Here is a 19,181-nt window from a genome sequence, read left to right on the forward strand (position 1 = left end):
AAGAATAGGAGTAAAACAAATAAAATGACAAATCCAATTAGATTCACAAAGATGCACGGAGCCGGTAACGACTATATATACGTAAACACGATGGCTTATCCCCTGGAAAACCCGGAAAAGCAAGCTGTCAGGTGGAGCGCTCTCCATACAGGCATCGGGTCGGATGGATTAGTCCTGATAGGTTCATCTGAAAAAGCCGATTTCAGCATGCGGATATTCAATGCAGACGGTTCCGAAGCCATGATGTGCGGAAATGCTTCCCGCTGCATCGGCAAATATGTATATGATGCAGGACTGACCGATAAAAAGACAGTCACCCTCGAAACATTATCCGGCATTAAAGAACTTCAGCTGACCGTTTCGGATGATGATACCGTCAGTGAAGTAACAGTCGATATGGGAACACCCGGAATCGGCGAATCGGCCCTCGAACTGGAAGCCGGTGGCCAGGTCTACACCGGAACCGTCGTGTCGATGGGCAACCCTCACCTGGTTATTTTTGTTAATGATATAAACGATATCGACTTACCGGCTATCGGACCTAAGCTGGAAACACACGCTTTCTTCCCCGACCGGACCAATGTTGAGTTTGTACAGGTTTTAAAAGACGATGAAGTCCGGATGCGGGTATGGGAACGGGGTTCGGGCATCACCCAGGCCTGCGGAACAGGAGCCTGTGCTACAGCTGTAGCCGGTGTCGTATGCGGTAAGACGAAGCGGAAAACAAAAGTATTCATGGACGGCGGCCCGCTCACCATCCACTGGGATGAAAACTCAGGAAAGGTCTACATGACCGGAGGAGCAGTCACCGTATTTGAAGGAATAATAGAGAAATAACACAAAAAAACAAAGGGCCGACAACCTCGACAAGACAACAACATAAAACAATTGAACGAATATGGCACTGATTAATGAACATTTCCTGAAACTACAAAGCAGTTACCTGTTTTCCGACATCGCGAAAAAGGTAAACAGTTTCAAAGTGACACACCCTAAAGACAAAATAATTCGCATGGGAATCGGTGATGTAACACAGCCCCTGGCACCTGCCGTCATCGAAGCCATGCATAAGGCGGTGGATGATTTGGCTTCTACAGAGAATTTCCACGGTTACGGCCCCGAACAGGGATACAGCTTCCTGATCGACGCAATCATCAAGAATGATTATGCCAGCCGCGGCGTATTCCTGGAGCCGGGAGAGGTTTTCGTCAGCGACGGTGCCAAAAGCGATTGCGGAAATATCGGCGATATTCTCCGCCACGACAACAGTATCGGGGTACTCGACCCGGTCTACCCCGTTTACATAGACTCCAACGTCATGAGCGGACGCACCGGAGTATTGGAAGACGGCAAATGGAGCGATGTTGTTTACATCCCCTGCACGGAAGCAAACAACTTCACGCCCGAACTGCCGGCCCGCAGGGTGGACATACTCTACCTCTGTTACCCGAACAACCCGACGGGAACAACCCTGACGAAAGACGAGTTGAAGAAATGGGTAAACTATGCATTGGCAAACGACGTCCTGATTATGTACGACTCGGCTTACGAGGCCTACATCCAGGACCCGAACATCCCCCACTCGATCTACGAAATCAAAGGGGCGAAGAAAGTAGCCATCGAATTCCGCAGTTTCTCGAAGACAGCGGGTTTCACCGGAGTACGCTGCGGATACACGGTTGTCCCGAAGGAGCTGAACGGCTTCACGCTGGGAGGCGAACGGGTACAGTTGAACAAACTGTGGAACCGCCGGCAGACGACCAAATTCAACGGAACCAGCTACATCACCCAGCGGGGTGCCGAAGCGGTTTACTCTCCGGAAGGCAAAGAACAGGTAAAGGCTACGATTAATTACTATATGACCAACGCACGGATTATGAGAGAAGCCCTCCAGGGTTGCGGCCTGAAGGTGTATGGCGGCGAGAACGCCCCTTACCTCTGGGTGAAAGCCCCGAAAGGTCTCACCTCCTGGAAATTCTTTGATAAACTATTGTACGAAGTCAACATCGTTGGGACACCGGGCGTAGGATTCGGCCCGAGTGGCGAAGGTTATCTAAGACTCACCGCCTTTGGCGACAGGGACGACACTTTAGAAGCTATGGCCAGGCTGAAGAAGTGGCTCTGAAGAATTGAAAATTGATAATTGAAAATTAAGGATTTGCAATTAGCAACTGACAATTAAAGAGCGAACGTTTCTCCGGGCAAATAAGAACGAAGCAGGAAAGGCGCATCCGGCTTTGTTACCGGCAAAGGCTTTTATAAACAAAAAGAGAAACATTATGAAAACAATGACTTTCAGGCAACCAGTTTTGGCTGCTACGGCTCTACTTATGTCTTTTACGACCTTTGCGCAAGAGGAAAACAAGTTTGAAATCGCGCCTGCCGCCGACCTGGTCAGCAGTTATGTATGGCGCGGAGTGTACCAGACGGGACCGTCCGTCCAGCCGAGCATCGCACTATCGTATGCCGGCCTCTCTCTCACGGCGTGGGGTTCCACGGACTTCTCCAGCATGAGCGACCCGAACAAGGGTAAGGAGTTCGACCTCACAGTAGGCTACGGAATCGGAGGATTCAGTATCGGAGTTACAGATTATTGGTGGGCAGGCGAAGGCAAACGCTATGGCAACTATTCGAACAGCCACTTCTTCGAAGGGACCGTCGGATACAACTTCGGCGAATCGTTCCCCCTGGAAATCACCTGGAGCACAATGTTTGCCGGAGGAGACAAGAAAGCCAACGGCGACCGGCAGTTTTCCACCTATGTGGAAGCTAGCTATGCCTTTAGTGTATTGGGCGTAGACGTCACCCCCAGTATCGGCGTATCACCCTGGACAGGGATGTATCACAAAGAGGGTTCCGATGGTTTTGCCCTTTCTACGATCGCCCTGAAAGCCAGCAAGGAGATAAAAATAACAGACTCGTTCTCCCTCCCCGTCTTCGCCCAATGCATTGTAGCACCGAATCAAGACAATGTGTTTTTAGTTTTCGGACTAAGTATAAAATGAAACAAGAGATTGAAGTAACAAATAACGTATCAATTTAGGTTATCTCATAAAAAGGACTGTATAGAGAAGCCGGCCGCTGCTTTTCGATTTTATAGAATGTTATACCGCTGACCACACCTGACTATGGCAGGCAGCTCTATACCTCCTTTTTATCAACTATTAAAAAAGTAAGGTTATGAAAAAGATTGAAGCTATTATTCGCAAGACCAAATTCGAAGATGTGAAAGAAGCACTTCTCGAAGCAGACATTGAATGGTTCTCTTACTACGACGTGAGAGGCGTCGGCAAGGCCCGCCAGGGACGTATTTACCGTGGCGTTGTCTACGACACCAGCTCTATCGAGCGCATCCTCATCTCCATCGTCGTACGCGACAAGAATGTGGAGAAGACCATACAGGCAGTCATCAAGGCGGCACAAACGGGTGAAATCGGCGACGGACGCATCTTCGTCATCCCCGTAGAAGACTCCGTCCGCATCCGTACCGGCGAACGGGGCGACATCGCCCTCTACAATGCCGAACAGGAAAAATAGAGAATGTGCCAATAGGATAATGTGGCGCTTCGCTAAATAGGCCAATTCAAGTTCCTACATTGGCAAATTAACAAATTATTCAATCAGCCTATAAGCTATTCGTCTATTGCTTCATTGGCATATTGACATATTAGCACATTGGCAAATTATTACAATTATGGACACAACATACACAATTACAGACTTAGCTTTATCGCTCGACACCGTGTGGATGCTACTTGCAGCTATGCTGGTATTCTTTATGCAGCCGGGATTCGCCCTGGTGGAGGCCGGCTTCACCCGCACCAAAAACACAGCAAACATACTGATGAAGAACCTGCTCGACTTCATGCTGGGTTCCCTCCTGTTCTGGGCAATCGGCTTTGGAGTCATGTTCGGCGCCGGAAGTTTTGCAGGCATGCCCCATTTCTTCAACATCAGTTTCTACGACACACAGTTGCCCGTCGAAGGCTTCCTGGTTTTCCAGACCGTATTCTGCGCCACGGCAGCCACCATCGTATCGGGAGCCATGGCCGAACGGACAAAATTCTCCATGTACCTGGCTTACACCGTACTGATCAGCGTACTGATTTATCCCGTCAGCGGCCACTGGACCTGGGGAGGCGGCTGGCTGATGAACGGCGAAGAAGGCAGCTTCATGATGAATACCTTCGGGACCACATTCCACGACTTTGCCGGGTCGACCGTCGTGCACTCCGTCGGCGGATGGGTAGCCTTGGTCGGCGCCGCCATCATCGGCCCGCGTATCGGCAAATACGGCAAAGACAGGAAATCGCGTGCCATTCCGGGACATAATCTGACAATCGCCTGCTTGGGTGTCTTCATCCTCTGGTTCGGCTGGTTCGGATTCAATCCGGGTTCACAGCTGGCCGCTTCGGGCGAAGGCAACCGCATGGCAATCTCCCACGTATTCCTGACCACCAACCTGGCTGCCTGCGCCGGAGGATTCCTCTCGCTGATCGTAGCCTGGATGAAATATAAAAAACCGTCGCTGTCGCTGACACTCAACGGTGTATTGGCAGGCCTGGTAGGTATCACTGCCGGTTGCGACCTGGTGTCGCCTGTCGGAGCCGTCTTGATCGGAGCCATCTGCGGAACGGTTATGGTCTATGCCGTCGACTTTATCGACCATGTTCTGAAAATCGACGATCCTGTCGGAGCCTCTTCCGTACACGGTGTCTGCGGATTCCTCGGAACCGTACTGACCGGATTGTTTGCCACCGAACAGGGACTTTTCTACTCGGGCAGTGCAAACTTCCTGCTGGCACAGCTTTTCGGAGCCGCCATAGTCGGATGCTGGGCCGCCTTGATGGGATTCGTGGTCTTCAAAGGACTTGACATCGTACATGGCTTGCGCGTCACACCCCGTGTGGAAGAAGAGGGGCTCGACATATACGAACATGGCGAAACGGCCTACAACAGTTGATACGCCATAACACTATCGGGATAGGGTAGTCAACACCATCCGGACAGGGCAATAGACACCATCGAGATAGTGTGAATCGCACCACCCTGATAGGGTAACACCTCGGATACGATAGTACCTCATCCGGATGCGGCTATCTACCACACCAGGATGCGGCGGTTCACATCATCGGGATGAGGCAGACTACCGCATCCGGGTGCGGTACCATAGGATACGGGAAGGGAGGCACCCCCTCTCCTCCCATACCGACAAAGACAATCAACATTTTAAACTATATACACATGTCACTGATTATTCCAAAAGATTACAAACAGACGCTTACGCCGGAAACGACCGAGCAAGCGATTCAGATGTTAAAAACCAGCTTCCAGGAGAAACTGTCGAAAGCGTTGAACCTGCGCCGCGTAACCGCCCCTTTATTCGTTCTCTCGGGAACCGGCATCAACGACGACCTGAACGGGGTAGAACGCGCCGTCAGCTTCCCCATCCACTGCATGGGCGAACGGCGGGCAGAAGTCGTCCACTCGCTCGCCAAATGGAAACGGATGAAACTGGCGGCCTATCGTATCCCTGCCGGCTACGGACTTTATACCGACATGAATGCCATCCGCGGCGACGAAGACCTCGACAATCTTCACTCGCTGTATGTCGACCAGTGGGACTGGGAAAAAACCATCCGTCCGGAAGACCGCAACCTGGATTACCTGAAACGTACCGTACGCTGCATTTACACGCTACTGAAAGAAATCGAGGAGATGGTCTACAACCAGTATCCTCACATCACTCCTTCCCTGCCGGACAACATCACCTTCATCCATGCGGAAGAATTACAAAAGATGTATCCGGGCATTCCTCCCCGTGAACGCGAAAACAAAGCAGCCGCCAAATTCGGTGCCATCTTCGTTATCGGCATCGGCGGCGAACTGACAAACGGGGAGAAACACGACGGACGTGCCCCCGACTATGACGACTGGAGCACGGTCAACTCCGATGGCTTCAACGGCCTGAACGGTGACATCATCCTTTGGAACGACGTCTTGCAATGTGCCTTCGAACTGTCATCCATGGGTATCCGTGTCGACAAGGAAGCCCTGCGCCGGCAGCTGCAAGAACGCGGATGCCCCGAACGTGCCGCCCTGGAGTTCCACAAGATGTTGCTCGACGGCCGCCTCCCGCAATCCATCGGCGGCGGCATCGGCCAGAGCCGCCTCTGCATGTTCTTCCTCCGCAAAGCACATATCGGCGAGGTACAGGCTTCGATATGGCCGGAAGAACAGTTCGAGGTCTGTAAACAGAATAACATTATATTATTATAACTCACTTTTCTCTTGAAAGAAAAGTAAGCAAAAGTTCAAGGCCGATACCTCCCGCTATATAGGTATCAGTATCGGCCATCCTAAGAGAACGCAAAGCGTTCTTAGCAAGGCCTCAGCGGGTGAGCGTCCGCGGAGGGGGAAGACGGAGCGCCCCGAGCATCTGCTGTTTGAGCGCAGCGAGTTCAGATGCGACAGCGTAGTCTTCCACCGGAGCAGCGAAGCCGGTGCAGCCTTGATCTTTTGTTTACTTTTGGATCAAGCCAAAAGTAAAAATCCTATATTATGTCAAAGTTAAGATTCAGAGTAGTAGAATCGGCCTTCAAGAAAAGAGCCGCCGAAGTAGCCGCCCCGGCAGAACGTCCGTCGGAATATTTCGGAAAGAACGTATTCAACCGCGAGAAGATGTTCAAGTATCTTCCGGAAAAAGCCTATGCCAGACTGGTCGACTCCATCGACAACGGTGCCCCCCTCGACCGCGAGACTGCCGACGCCGTAGCCGCCGGCATGAAGAAATGGGCCATCGAAATGGGTGCAACGCATTATACCCACTGGTTCCACCCCCTCACCGAAGGGACAGCCGAAAAACATGACGCTTTCGTCGAACACGACGGCAAAGGCGGCATGGTCGAAGAGTTCTCCGGCAAACTGCTCATACAACAGGAACCCGATGCCTCCAGCTTCCCGAACGGCGGTATCCGTAATACCTTCGAAGCCCGCGGTTATTCCGCCTGGGACCCTTCCTCTCCTGCTTTTATCGTGGGTGACACCCTGTGTATCCCGACCATCTTCATCGCCTACACCGGCGAATCCCTCGACTATAAAGCCCCGTTGCTGAAAGCGCTCGAAGCCGTAAACAAGGCTGCCGTCGACGTATGCCATTACTTCAACCCGGAGGTAAAGAAAGTATATTCCTACCTCGGTTGGGAACAGGAATATTTCCTGGTAGACGAAGGACTCTACGCCGCCCGCCCCGACCTGCTGCTCAGCGGACGTACGCTGATGGGCCATGAGAGCAGCAAAAACCAACAGCTCGAAGACCATTACTTCGGCGCCATCCCCACCCGCGTCATGGAATTTATGAAAGAGTTGGAAATGGAGGCCCTCAAACTGGGTATCCCATTGAAAACCCGTCATAACGAAGTGGCTCCGAACCAGTTCGAGCTGGCCCCTATCTTCGAGGAATGCAACCTCGCCAACGACCACAACCTGCTGGTCATGGCACTGATGCGTAAAATCAGCCGCAAGCACGGTTTCCGCGTCCTGTTGCACGAAAAGCCCTTCAAAGGCGTCAACGGCTCGGGCAAGCACAACAACTGGTCGCTGGGCACCGATACCGGCATCGGCCTGATGGGCCCGGGCAAGACACCGGAAGACAACCTCCGTTTCATCACCTTCGTAGTAAACGTGCTCATGGCCGTCTACCGTCATAACGGACTGCTGAAAGCCAGCATCTCGAGTGCCACCAACGCCCACCGCCTGGGAGCCAACGAAGCACCTCCCGCCATCATCTCCAGCTTCCTCGGCACGCAGCTGTCGCAGGTATTGGAGCACCTTGAAAAAAGCGAACCCGAAGACCTGATGCTGGCCGGTAAACAGGGCATGAAGCTCGACATCGCCCGCATCCCCGAGTTGCTGATTGACAATACCGACCGCAACCGTACTTCGCCTTTCGCCTTCACCGGCAACCGTTTCGAGTTCCGTGCCGTAGGTTCCGAAGCCAACTGCGCGTCTGCCATGCTCGCCCTCAATGCCGCCGTGGCCGAACAGTTGAAACTCTTCAAAGCCGAAGTAGACGCAAAGATTGCCACCGGCAAAGAGAAATTCGCCGCCATCCTAGAAGTCCTCCGCAAAGACATCAAAGCCTGCAAGGCCATCCACTTCGACGGTAACGGTTACAGCGACGAATGGAAAGAAGAAGCTCGTCGCCGCGGCCTGGATTGCGAAACCAGCGTACCGCTCATCTTCGACAACTACCTGAAGGAAAGCAGCATCCGGATGTTCGAATCGACCGGCGTCATGACTCACAAGGAACTCGAAGCCCGCAACGAAGTAAAATGGGAGACGTACACCAAGAAAATCCAAATCGAAGCCCGCGTGTTGGGCGACCTGACGATGAACCATATCATCCCTATCGCCACCCGCTACCAGTCTTCGCTGATTGACAACGTATATAAGATGAAGGACCTCTTCCCGGCAGAAAAAGCCTCCGTCCTTTCCGCCCGTAACCTGGAGATTATCGAAGACATCGCCTGCCGCACCAACTTCATCAAGGAAAAGGTAGACGAAATGGTCGAAGCCCGCAAGGTCGCCAACAAAATCGAAAGCGAACGCGAAAAGGCAATCGCCTACCACGACACCATTGTCCCGATGCTGGAAGAAATCCGCTACCACATCGACAAACTGGAACTGGTAGTAGACGACCAGATGTGGACGTTGCCGAAGTATCGCGAATTATTGTTTATCCGATAAGACCACACATTCCTTGAGCCGGGGTGTCCCTCCAAAGCATCCCGGCTTATCTTATCATCTCACTCAGACAGTAGTTTTTTGTTGATTGTTTTGTGTTTGCAAGGGGAGCATGCTGTGAAGTATGGCTCCCCTTCTTTTATATTCCCGGAGAAATATATACCTTTGGACCATCATTATATAAGAAAGGAGTTTACGTTATGACGGCAATGGAATTACAGCAGATTAAATCATCCCTTATTGAAAATTATATCGATAAGATTGATAGTATAGAACTTTCCCAAAAAGTGGAAAAAGCATTGAAACGGTTAATAAAGAAAGAGAATCCTCGCCCTTGCGTGGTTCATTCGCAGGAAGAGATGATTGCAGCTGTTCGGGAAGCAGTAGACGATGTTAAACATGGACGTATCATATCCAGTGAAGATCTGGAGAAAGAAATGGAGACATGGTTCTAAAAAAACACACTCCTTACTGGACTAATAAAGCCAAAAATGACTTGAAAGAAATTGCGAAGTACCTCAAAAAGGAAGCATCTAAAGATATTGCATCCAAACAAAGTAAAAACATCAAATATTATGCAAATCTTTTAGGAGCAAATCCCTTGTTGGGGTTTAAGGAACCTTTATTGGAAAGTGAACCGGAAGGATTCCGTTCACTTATCCATGAGTACTACAAAATAGTTTACTACGTAGAAAACGATTCTGTTTATATTGCCAGAATCTTCGATTGCCGGCAAAACCCCGATAAACTCAAACACGCTATACGATAAAAATAAACTCATATGAACTACGGATTCGTAAAAGTAGCAGCAGCCGTCCCACACGTACAAGTGGCAGACTGTTTTTATAATATTCAACAGATGGAAGGCCTGATGCGCCAGGCTTCTGACAAAGGCGTACAAATCATTGCCTTCCCTGAAATGTCGGTAACGGCTTATACCTGCCTGGACCTGTTCGCCCAGCAGACTTTGCTGAAAAATGCGGAACAAGCCTTATTGAAACTGGTCAGCGACACCGCCGACCTGAATATCCTCACAATCGCAGGCGCCCCGTTAGTGACGGAAAACAGGCTGATAAACGCAGCCGTAGCTTTCCAAAGCGGAAAGATATTAGGCGTAGTCCCCAAAACATACATACCGAACTACAAGGAGTTCCAGGAACAACGCTGGTTCACTTCCGCCACCGAATTACGGGACAAGACCGTCTCAATCGGAGACAGAACATATCCGCTGGGCAGCCACTTGCTCTTCACCGCCGGACAGGTAAAAGTCGGCATCGAAATATGCGAAGACCTGTGGGTTCCCGTCCCCCCCAGTTCCTTACTGGCGATGGAAGGAGCCAATATCCTTGTCAATATATCCGCCAGCAACGAACTGATCGGAAAACATCATTACCTCCGTTCGCTGATATGCCAGCAGTCCGCCCGCTGCATGGCAGGATATGTCTATGCCTCCGCCGGTTTCGGAGAATCCAGCACCGACCTTGTCTTTGCCGGCAACGGAATCATCGCTGAAAACGGCACCCTATTGGAAGAGTCCCCTCGCTTCACCATGCAGGAACAACTCGTCATCAGTGAAATCGATATCGAGAACCTGCAAAACGACCGCCAGATAAATACTAGCTTCATGCACGGCGCCTCCACCCTGCTGGGGGGTGAAACAATAACAATCCCGTTCGCCCTGTCTGAAAACTCCGGCCAGCCGGTATTGACCCGCTCTGTCGACCCGCATCCGTTCACTCCTTCCGGCGACGCACTGAAGGAACGTTGCGAAGAGATTTTCCAGATACAGGTAGCCGGACTGGCTAAACGCATCGTCCATACCCACTCCCGGACAGCGGTAGTCGGTATCTCCGGCGGACTCGATTCCACACTGGCATTGCTGGTAACCGTCATGACATTCGATGCCCTGAACATCCCCCGTAATCAGATACTCGGCATCACCATGCCCGGCTTCGGAACGACAGACCGCACCTACACCAACGCCTGCGACCTTATCCGTTCACTGGGTGTCACACTAAAGGAAATCTCCATCAAGGATGCCTGCCTCCAGCATTTCAAAGATATCAGTCACAACCCATCGGTTCATGACGTGACCTACGAAAACAGCCAGGCCCGCGAACGCACCCAAATCCTGATGGACGTAGCCAACCAGGAAAACGGTCTGGTGATCGGTACCGGCGACCTTTCCGAACTGGCCCTTGGCTGGGCTACCTACAACGGAGACCACATGTCGATGTACGGCGTAAACGGCAGTATCCCCAAGACGCTTGTCAGATACCTGGTAGAATGGGTTGCCCACAACCGGGTGGACGAAGCCTCACGTGCTACATTGCTGGATATCGTTGACACTCCAATCAGTCCCGAACTGATACCCGCCGACGAAAACGGGAACATCAAACAGAAAACGGAAGACCTCGTAGGCCCTTACGAACTCCACGACTTCTTCCTCTACCATTTCCTCCGTTTCGGTTCCTCCCCCGCCAAGATTTATTTCCTGGCACAACAGGCTTTCGATGGCAGTTACGACAAAGAGACCATCCGGAAATGGCTTCACACCTTCTTCCGCCGTTTCTTCCAGCAGCAGTTCAAACGTAGTTGCCTGCCGGACGGTCCGAAAGTAGGTTCCGTCAGCCTCTCCCCCCGTGGCGACTGGCGCATGCCGAGCGATGCCATGGCGACACTTTGGCTGAAGGAGATAGAAGGGTTAGACTAAAAGACAAATAGACAAAATAAAATATCCTGCATTGGAAATGGTGATTTTCCAGTGCAGGATATTTTATTTATCTTCCTATACGCTACAGAGTGATGCGAATCCAAGCTATCTTCTTTCAGACAGTGGCTTTCATTCGTTTATAAATACTTTTTAATATCGACACCTTGGATATTAATTCATTCAACACAGAAACAATATCATTTTCCATCAATGGATAATCATGGGCAATCTCATTACGCAATTCTCGAATATATCCCCACTCATCTGCACTATCTATAAAATGATAACGCTCCAAAAGATTCAGAATATCCCGCATTGGCAAAGCAGAAACATCTTCATCCAAATACTCCAACACATACCGGAAAATCTTGGCCCCCATAGCATCCTGTAGTTTGGAGAAACGAAAAATAAACTGATCCATACAACGGATTTGGTTCTCATTCAAATTCGTATAGCTATCAACAGACATAGGGATATCTGTATGCATAGCCTCTAAAGCCTCATCTATGCGTTGAATGTGCCGGTCGCAAATATCAAATTCACGACTCAATCGTTCCATCAATTCCTGTTTTCGATTTGTCATATTAATCGTATACCTGTTATTAATGCTTCCTTTGCAACCAACGATTCTTCATGGTCGCCTATCACATCGATTTTTTGCTCGCCTAAAAGTTGTTTCAGCCGAGCAATCATGCGTATACGAGCCAAGACACCTTTCTTTTCGGATGTAGTACGTACTAACAGATCAATGTCTCCACCACGTTTCTCGTTATCTGTTCGTGAACCGAACAGATAAACTTCGACACCTTCCCCGTAAATTTCTTTTGCTACACGGACAATCGATTGTATGTCTTTCTTATTTAAACGCATTTTATCTCTGTTTTTACAAAGATAGATACTTTTATTTTGTATTCAATACTCTACATTCCGAATTCTTACTCGTAGGACTACTGTGCTATTATATAAAAAAGGCTACCGGAATCCCGATAGCCTTTTGTTTTTTTATCGCTTACTTATCAATTACATGCCGAATGCCGGTTTACGGTGAATCCACTGTCCACGTGTAAAGTCAGGGAAGTCAACCAATGCACCGCCACGGGCGATAGACATTTCAGACAAACCTGAGATAGCACTCCATGCAGCTGCATCGTAGCAGTCCATAGGAGCCGGTTTCTTATTCTTGATGGCATCGATCAGGTCGTACATCATGATGAAGTCCATACCACCGTGACCGGCTTCTTTTGCCTGGGCATCCAGTTGAGCCCACAGCTTATGGTCATATTTCTTGAACCATTCGTCAGAGTCATCCCAACGGTGAGGTTTGGATTTACCCTGTACATATACATGGTCGCCATCGTTCATCCACAAACCTTCAGTACCCTGTACACGGAATCCCAAAGAGTAAGGACGGGGAGAGTTTGTATCGTGTGTAACGATGATCGTCTGGCCGTTCGCACATTTAATCATAGAAGTTACGATATCACCCAGGTTGAAACGAACTTTTGCCAACGGATGGTTTTCACCGCCATTGTCTACGATAAACTTATGCAATCCGCGAGACTGAGTTGCCATAGCAGACAGAGAAAGGAAACGGTTACCGCGGTTGATGTCCATACAGTTTGCAATCGGTCCGATACCGTGAGTCGGGTAAATATCACCATTACGTGTTACAGAATGCTGTGTACGCCACTGAGCTTCAGCAAAAGCTGTCGGACCCATACGCAAGTCACCGCTACCCGGTACATAGTTATAGTTTTTACCGTCATTGAACTTTACTTCACGCAAGTCATGTTCGTAACCGCAACCACCGTGCAGCAACTCACCGAACAAACCTTCACGAACCATGTTCAAAGCAGCCATGCAGTCACGACGATAACAAACATTCTCCATGATGTTCAGATGGCTGCCAGTTGCTTCCGATACGTTCACCAGATCCCAGCATTCTTCCAGCGTATTGGCAGCAGAAACTTCCACGCCAACATAAGGAACACCGGCTTTCATGGCTGCCACCGACATCGGTACGTGCCATTCCCACGGGCTGGCAATAATCACGCAGTCGAACTCTTCATTGTTCAACATCTTTTCAAATTCACGTTCGCCACCTTTATACACTTTCGGGGCATCCACGTTGAATTTAGCGATGTGTTTCAATGTACGGTCGATCGGGCCTTGCTGGATATCGCAAATAGCAACAATCTTATTTCCCGGGATAGCCAGCACATTATTGATGTGCTCATGGCAGCGTGAACCTGTTCCGATAAATCCGAAACGCAGTTTGCCGTCATCTTTTCCGGCTGTTTTTTTCTTCTGAGGTTCTGGAGAACCTGCTACTGTTGTGGCCGAAGCAGTACCTGCCATAGCCAAACCTGCTGCACCAACTCCGGCGGCAGTCATTTTCTTAAGAAAGGAACGACGAGTGTTTTCCATGTTCTTTATTTAGTATTTTATGTTAAGTGGGCAAATTTATAATATTTAATCAACTTCTCAAATATGTTTAGAAAAAAAGAGTCAATCATTTTAATCTATTAATAGTTTGTTATCTTTCCGGTCTCCCTTTTCAGCTTCTCGAAGGTCATCATCATTTGGCGCAACCGTTTAGGTTCTTTATCCGCCAAGTTATGATTCTGTCCGACATCTTCCTTTACATTATATAACTGGTAACAATTTCCCAGTCCCGAAAAACCGGTACCGTCAGGGTCGTCATAATAGCTGGGATACGGTGGAATCATCACCCAGTCGCCCTGATGGAGAGCATAATTGAAATAACCTTCCGTCACTAGTTCCTTACGTCCCTGGTCGCTTTTTCCTAGAAAGACGGGCAAAGTGTTCTGGCTGTCCGTCTTATCCGAATATGTCTGTCCGGTCAATGCAGCCAAAGAAGCCAACAAATCCATCTGGCAAACCAATGCATCGGATACTCCCGGTTTTACAACCGCCGGCCAACGCAACAGGAACGGGATGCAGGTACCGCCGTCATACAAACTGGTCTTTCCACCGCGGTGAGGGCCAGCCATCTTATGATTGCCAACCATTTCGACAGCCTGGTCCTGATAACCGTCATCCAATACGGGACCGTTGTCGCTGGTCAGGATAACCAGGGTATTCTCCGTCAATCCCAGTTTATCCAGTTCTTTCAGGAATTCAGTCACACACCAGTCAGCTTCCAGGATGACATCTCCGCGAGGTCCCATACCGGATTTACCGACAAACTTCTGATTCGGCACACGGGGCACATGCGGCTGGTGCAATCCGTAATACAGGAAAAAAGGTTTATCTTTATTGTCTTTCAAAAAGCCTTTGGCTTTCTCCAGGAATAACTCGGCCATATCTTCATCTTTCCACTGGGCAGCCTTACCGCCTTTCTGGAAACCGATACGCGGCACACCGTTTACAATCGAACCGGCATGTCCCACACTCGGATGCATCCGGAGTAGTTCAGGGTTGTCTTTTCCGGTAGGTTCGCCGGGGAAATTATGCTTATAACTGACATATAGCGGGTCATTCGGCTCCAGTCCGACTCCTTTCCCGTTTTCGATAAAGATGCAAGGCACGCGGTCGTTGGTTGCCGCCTGGATGAACGAATAATCATATCCCACTTCCTTGGCTCCGGGATAAACCGTCTCATTCCAATCTACCGCTCCGTCACCCAGTCCCAGATGCCATTTACCGACCGAGCCGGTCACATAGCCGGCCTGTTTCATAACCTTCGGCAAAGTGACTTGCTGCGTATTGATAATGAGAGCGGCATTACCGGGAAGGATTTTTGCATCTTTATTCGTCCAGGGATATAATCCGGTCAAAAGTGAATAACGACTGGGCGTGGAAGTCGCTGCCGTACAATATCCCTGCGTAAAACGCAGTCCTTCGTTTGCAATCCGGTCCATACCCGGAGTTTGGATACGGGTGGCTCCGTAACAACTCAAATCGCCATACCCCAAATCGTCGGCTACAATGATTACGACGTTGGGCTGTTGCTGGTCCTGAGCGTAGACATTAACTCCGGATAAAGCCCCTATCCCGGCTGCTACGCATAGTAGATTTTTCATATTCATGTTTTTCATATATAAAAATACAGGCATTGATTGTAATAATCAACGCCTGCAAATATAATCAATCGCTCGGATTTCAAAGCATGCTGCTTACGGATTTTGCGTTCGTATTCCGAGTTACTATCTATGATTTCTTTTTGGCAGTCTTCTGGTTTCCCGCCTCAGCCCGCTTCTTATTCCGCCAGAAACTACCGTCGCGCTTGCTGCCGAACATATTACGTCTTTTCGATTCCTGCTTGATGGCTTCTTTCTTCTCTGCCACGGCTGCTTTTACATCTGCCGTTTCAAATTCGTTTCCGCCGGCAACAGGTATCTGTTTGCCTATCAGCTTCTGGATATCTTTCAGGTACGGCACTTCCTCTGCATCGCAGAATGAATAAGCGACACCGCTGCGTCCGGCACGACCTGTACGTCCGATACGGTGTACGTATGTTTCCGGCACATTCGGCAGTTCATAATTTATCACATGCGAAAGATGGTCCACGTCGATACCGCGGGCGGCAATATCCGTAGCGATCAGTACACGGGTGGTATGGTCCTTAAAATTAGTCAGTGCACGCTGGCGGGCTGTCTGGCTCTTGTTCCCATGGATAGCTTCCGCTCCGATATTCGCTTTTGCCAGAACACGGGCCACTTTGTCCGCCCCATGTTTCGTACGGGTGAATACCAGTACCGATTCCAAAGAAGAATCTTTTAGCAAATGCGTCAGCAGGCTTACCTTCTCCGCCTTTTCCACGAAATAAACGGACTGGTCGATCTTATCCACCGTCGATGAAGCCGGAGTAACCTCCACCTTCTGCGGTTCATGCAGGATCGTTCCTGCCAGGCGTTCTATCTCCGGCGGCATCGTTGCCGAGAAAAATAGCGACTGGCGCTTTTTGGGCAACAAGGGCAAAATACGTTTGATATCATGAATAAATCCCATATCCAGCATACGGTCGGCCTCATCCAATACAAAATAATCGAGATATTTCAGGCTGATAAATCCCTGGTTGATCAAATCAAGCAGACGTCCGGGGGTTGCGATCAATACATCTACGCCACGTTCGAGCGCATCGGTCTGAGGCTTCTGTCCTACACCACCGAATATAACGGTATGCCTCACACCGGTATATTTACCGTATGCCGTAAAACTTTCTCCGATCTGGATGGCCAGTTCGCGGGTTGGTGTCAGTATCAATGCTTTGATACCACGCACTTTACCATGCTGGCGTTCGTTATACAAATTCTGAATAATAGGAATGGAAAATGCAGCCGTTTTACCTGTTCCGGTCTGTGCACAACCTAATAAGTCATATCCGTCTAAAACGTAGGGAATTGCTTCTGCTTGTATAGGGGTTGGAATTGTATAACCTTCTTTTGTAAGAGCCTTTTGTATCGGCTCTATCAGTTCTAATTGTTCAAATGTCATCTAATAATAATGTTGAGCCATCGCGGCTCGTTAAATAAATAATTGAATGCAAAGGTAATAAATAAAACGGGAATCATCCTAATCAACTACTAAAATGTATAAGAATACTTCCGAAAGACATTCTGTATACTTTATAAAAAGAGGTAGGTGTAAATCAATTTAGAGGTACGTCTAAATCAATTTACACCTACCTCTAAATAAAATTAGACGTACCTCTTTCTCTAAAACGATAATATAAGAGTAAAAATAACCTTTGAATATTGTATCAAATAATATATTATCTTTGTAAATTGATTTTTGGATGATGAAAGAGTTACAGTTGCTGCTAAAGAAGTTTTTCGGATATACTTCTTTCCGTCCGTTACAGGCGGAGATCATACAACGTATTTTGAGGAAAGAGGATTCACTGGTGCTGATGCCTACCGGGGGAGGAAAATCAATTTGTTTCCAGTTACCGGCCATTTATATGCCGGGAACAGCTGTCGTGATCTCTCCCTTGATCGCCCTGATGAAAGACCAGGTAGGCGGATTGGTTGCCAACGGTATCCCGGCAGCCGCACTCAACAGCATGATGCCGGAAGAAGAACGACACAGAATAAAACAACTCTGCATCCAGGGTAAAATAAAACTGCTTTACCTGTCACCCGAAGCCCTGGTTGGCGAACTGCATTGGCTGCTTCCCCGTATGGACATATCCCTGATCGCCATCGACGAAGCCCATTGTATCTCACATTGGGGGCACGACTTCCGTCCCGAATATACCCAACTGTCCGTTTTGAAAGAACAGTTCCCCAAAGTTCCGATCGTCGCCCTGACAGCTACAGCCGACAAAGTCACACGTACCGACATTGTCACCCAATTGAAGCTGCGTGATCCGGAAGTTTTCGTTTCGTCCTTCGACCGTCCGAACCTGTCCCTGACTATCCGCCGGGGACTGAACAAAAAGGAGAAAACTTCCGCCATCGTCCATTTCATCCATGCCCACCGCCATCAGAGCGGTATCGTTTACTGCATGAGCCGGAACAGTACCGAGAACCTGGCAGAAGAACTCTCTTCTTACGGGATCAAGGCCGTTGCCTATCATGCCGGACTCCCGCCCGTTCAACGCGAAAAGGCACAGGATGATTTTATCAACGACCGGGTAAACGTGGTCTGTGCAACCGTTGCCTTCGGGATGGGAATAGATAAAAGCAATGTGCGTTGGGTCGTACATTATAATATGCCCGGAAGTATCGAGAACTACTACCAGGAAATAGGCCGTGCCGGACGCGACGGAATGAAAAGCGACACTTTACTGTTCTATTCGGTAGGCGACCTGCTCGTCCTCCGCCGTTTTGCCGAAGAGAGCGGACAAAGAGACACCAACCTCCAGAAGCTGAACCGTATGCGCCGTTATTGCGAAGCGGACATCTGCCGCCGGCGTATCCTCCTCAGCTACTTCGGAGAAGAAAGCGACCAAGATTGCGGCAACTGTGATGTATGCAAAAACCCTCCGCAACGGTTCGACGGCAGCATACTCGTCCAAAAAGCGTTAAGCGCCATCTTCCGTACCGGTGAATTTGTCGGCATGAATATGCTGATCAATATCCTCCGCGGCTCGGAGAAGACAGAGATCACGGAAAAAGGATACGATAAATTAAAGACATACGGTGCCGGAAAAGACCTCTCCTATAAAGAATGGAAAGAATATCTTTACCAGATGCTTCAATTGGGATATATCGAAATCGATTATGTCAATGCCGGAATACTGAAAGTCACTCCGCTGGGAAGAAAAGTATTGTTCGGTGAACAGAAAGCGATGATGGCTATCTATAAAGAGCCGGAAGAAAAAACTTATTTCAGAAGAAAAGACTCGAAATTCAAATACCGCCCCATCAAACCCATCCAATCGGCATCGGTCGAAGAAACGCTGCTCGACTCGCTCCAGCAACTCCGCAAGCAGATTGCCGAACGCGAACAGACACCAGCCTACATCATCTTTTCTGATGACTCACTGGAAGATATGGTACAAAAAAGGCCTGTTACCCTGGAAGAGTTCAGCGAAATACGCGGTGTGGGAGAAATCAAACTGGAAAAATACGGAAAGGTATTCGTGGCACTGATACGGTTCGTACTACGGTTGCCCAAAGACAGATAACCACCCGTTTTTATTTCAGTTTCCCGATAATACGTTTAAGAAGCAAAAATTACCGTTACAGTAAAAAAAGAGACGGTTCTTACAAAAATATCCGGTACTTTAGTCTTCGAAAAAAGAACCGGACAG

16 protein-coding genes are annotated in these 19,181 nt (G+C 49.2%); 11 read left to right on the top strand and 5 right to left on the bottom strand.

Annotated elements, in window-relative coordinates:
- Positions 1 to 24: 24 nt before the first annotated feature.
- The 10 genes from dapF (at position 25) to K6V26_RS13115 (ending at position 11,458) form a co-directional block, all read left to right on the top strand.
- Positions 25 to 837, top strand: a complete 813-nt coding sequence (gene dapF / locus K6V26_RS13070; RefSeq protein WP_224265543.1) for a diaminopimelate epimerase — start codon at positions 25 to 27, stop codon at positions 835 to 837.
- Positions 838 to 898: 61 nt separating this feature from the next.
- A complete protein-coding gene (locus K6V26_RS13075) occupies positions 899 to 2,125 on the top strand; it encodes an LL-diaminopimelate aminotransferase (protein WP_224265544.1) in 1,227 nt (408 codons plus the stop codon).
- Positions 2,126 to 2,279: 154 nt separating this feature from the next.
- The gene (locus K6V26_RS13080) at positions 2,280 to 3,005 is read left to right on the top strand and encodes a TorF family putative porin (RefSeq protein ID WP_224265545.1); all 726 of its coding nucleotides are present in this window, start codon (positions 2,280 to 2,282) and stop codon (positions 3,003 to 3,005) included.
- Between the two features lie 175 nt (positions 3,006 to 3,180).
- Positions 3,181 to 3,537 carry a P-II family nitrogen regulator gene (locus tag K6V26_RS13085; RefSeq protein ID WP_224265546.1) on the top strand — a complete coding sequence of 119 codons (357 nt, stop codon included), beginning with the start codon at positions 3,181 to 3,183 and terminating at the stop codon, positions 3,535 to 3,537.
- A gap of 157 nt (positions 3,538 to 3,694) precedes the next feature.
- Positions 3,695 to 4,963: an ammonium transporter gene (locus K6V26_RS13090; protein WP_309597202.1), complete on the top strand. Its 1,269-nt coding sequence runs from the start codon at positions 3,695 to 3,697 to the stop codon at positions 4,961 to 4,963.
- 281 nt (positions 4,964 to 5,244) lie between these two features.
- On the top strand, positions 5,245 to 6,279 hold the full coding sequence (gene asnA / locus K6V26_RS13095) for an aspartate--ammonia ligase (protein ID WP_224265547.1): 1,035 nt from the start codon (positions 5,245 to 5,247) through the stop codon (positions 6,277 to 6,279).
- 282 nt (positions 6,280 to 6,561) lie between these two features.
- A complete protein-coding gene (locus tag K6V26_RS13100; RefSeq protein ID WP_007658422.1) occupies positions 6,562 to 8,748 on the top strand; it encodes a glutamine synthetase III family protein in 2,187 nt (728 codons plus the stop codon).
- A 197-nt stretch (positions 8,749 to 8,945) separates the two neighbouring features.
- On the top strand, positions 8,946 to 9,200 hold the full coding sequence (locus K6V26_RS13105) for a hypothetical protein (protein WP_224265548.1): 255 nt from the start codon (positions 8,946 to 8,948) through the stop codon (positions 9,198 to 9,200).
- The gene (locus tag K6V26_RS13110; protein ID WP_224265549.1) at positions 9,191 to 9,514 is read left to right on the top strand and encodes a type II toxin-antitoxin system RelE/ParE family toxin; all 324 of its coding nucleotides are present in this window, start codon (positions 9,191 to 9,193) and stop codon (positions 9,512 to 9,514) included. The genes K6V26_RS13105 and K6V26_RS13110 overlap by 10 nt, the downstream gene beginning before the upstream one ends.
- 12 nt (positions 9,515 to 9,526) lie before the next feature.
- Positions 9,527 to 11,458, top strand: a complete 1,932-nt coding sequence (locus K6V26_RS13115) for an NAD(+) synthase (RefSeq protein WP_224265550.1) — start codon at positions 9,527 to 9,529, stop codon at positions 11,456 to 11,458.
- A 115-nt stretch (positions 11,459 to 11,573) separates the two neighbouring features.
- Here K6V26_RS13115 and K6V26_RS13120 read toward each other — a convergent pair whose 3' ends face one another.
- The 5 genes from K6V26_RS13120 to K6V26_RS13140 all read right to left on the bottom strand — a co-directional run bounded on the left by K6V26_RS13120 (position 11,574) and on the right by K6V26_RS13140 (position 16,918).
- The gene (locus K6V26_RS13120; protein WP_224265551.1) at positions 11,574 to 12,041 is read right to left on the bottom strand and encodes a toxin-antitoxin system antitoxin subunit; all 468 of its coding nucleotides are present in this window, start codon (positions 12,039 to 12,041) and stop codon (positions 11,574 to 11,576) included.
- The gene (locus tag K6V26_RS13125) at positions 12,038 to 12,328 is read right to left on the bottom strand and encodes a nucleotidyltransferase domain-containing protein (protein WP_224265552.1); all 291 of its coding nucleotides are present in this window, start codon (positions 12,326 to 12,328) and stop codon (positions 12,038 to 12,040) included. The genes K6V26_RS13120 and K6V26_RS13125 overlap by 4 nt, the downstream gene beginning before the upstream one ends.
- Before the next feature lie 150 nt (positions 12,329 to 12,478).
- The gene (locus K6V26_RS13130) at positions 12,479 to 13,885 is read right to left on the bottom strand and encodes a Gfo/Idh/MocA family protein (protein WP_195586712.1); all 1,407 of its coding nucleotides are present in this window, start codon (positions 13,883 to 13,885) and stop codon (positions 12,479 to 12,481) included.
- Between the two features lie 98 nt (positions 13,886 to 13,983).
- Positions 13,984 to 15,519 carry a sulfatase-like hydrolase/transferase gene (locus tag K6V26_RS13135; protein ID WP_394373138.1) on the bottom strand — a complete coding sequence of 512 codons (1,536 nt, stop codon included), beginning with the start codon at positions 15,517 to 15,519 and terminating at the stop codon, positions 13,984 to 13,986.
- 112 nt (positions 15,520 to 15,631) lie between these two features.
- The gene (locus tag K6V26_RS13140) at positions 15,632 to 16,918 is read right to left on the bottom strand and encodes a DEAD/DEAH box helicase (RefSeq protein WP_007658434.1); all 1,287 of its coding nucleotides are present in this window, start codon (positions 16,916 to 16,918) and stop codon (positions 15,632 to 15,634) included.
- A gap of 304 nt (positions 16,919 to 17,222) precedes the next feature.
- Here K6V26_RS13140 and recQ point away from each other — a divergent pair, with 304 nt between their 5' ends.
- Positions 17,223 to 19,055, top strand: coding sequence for a DNA helicase RecQ (gene recQ / locus K6V26_RS13145; RefSeq protein ID WP_044246691.1), 1,833 nt, complete (start codon positions 17,223 to 17,225; stop codon positions 19,053 to 19,055).
- Positions 19,056 to 19,181: the final 126 nt, after the last annotated feature.

Origin of the sequence: Parabacteroides goldsteinii (assembly GCF_020091425.1) — a bacterium.
GTDB classification, from domain to species: Bacteria; Bacteroidota; Bacteroidia; order Bacteroidales; family Tannerellaceae; genus Parabacteroides; species Parabacteroides goldsteinii.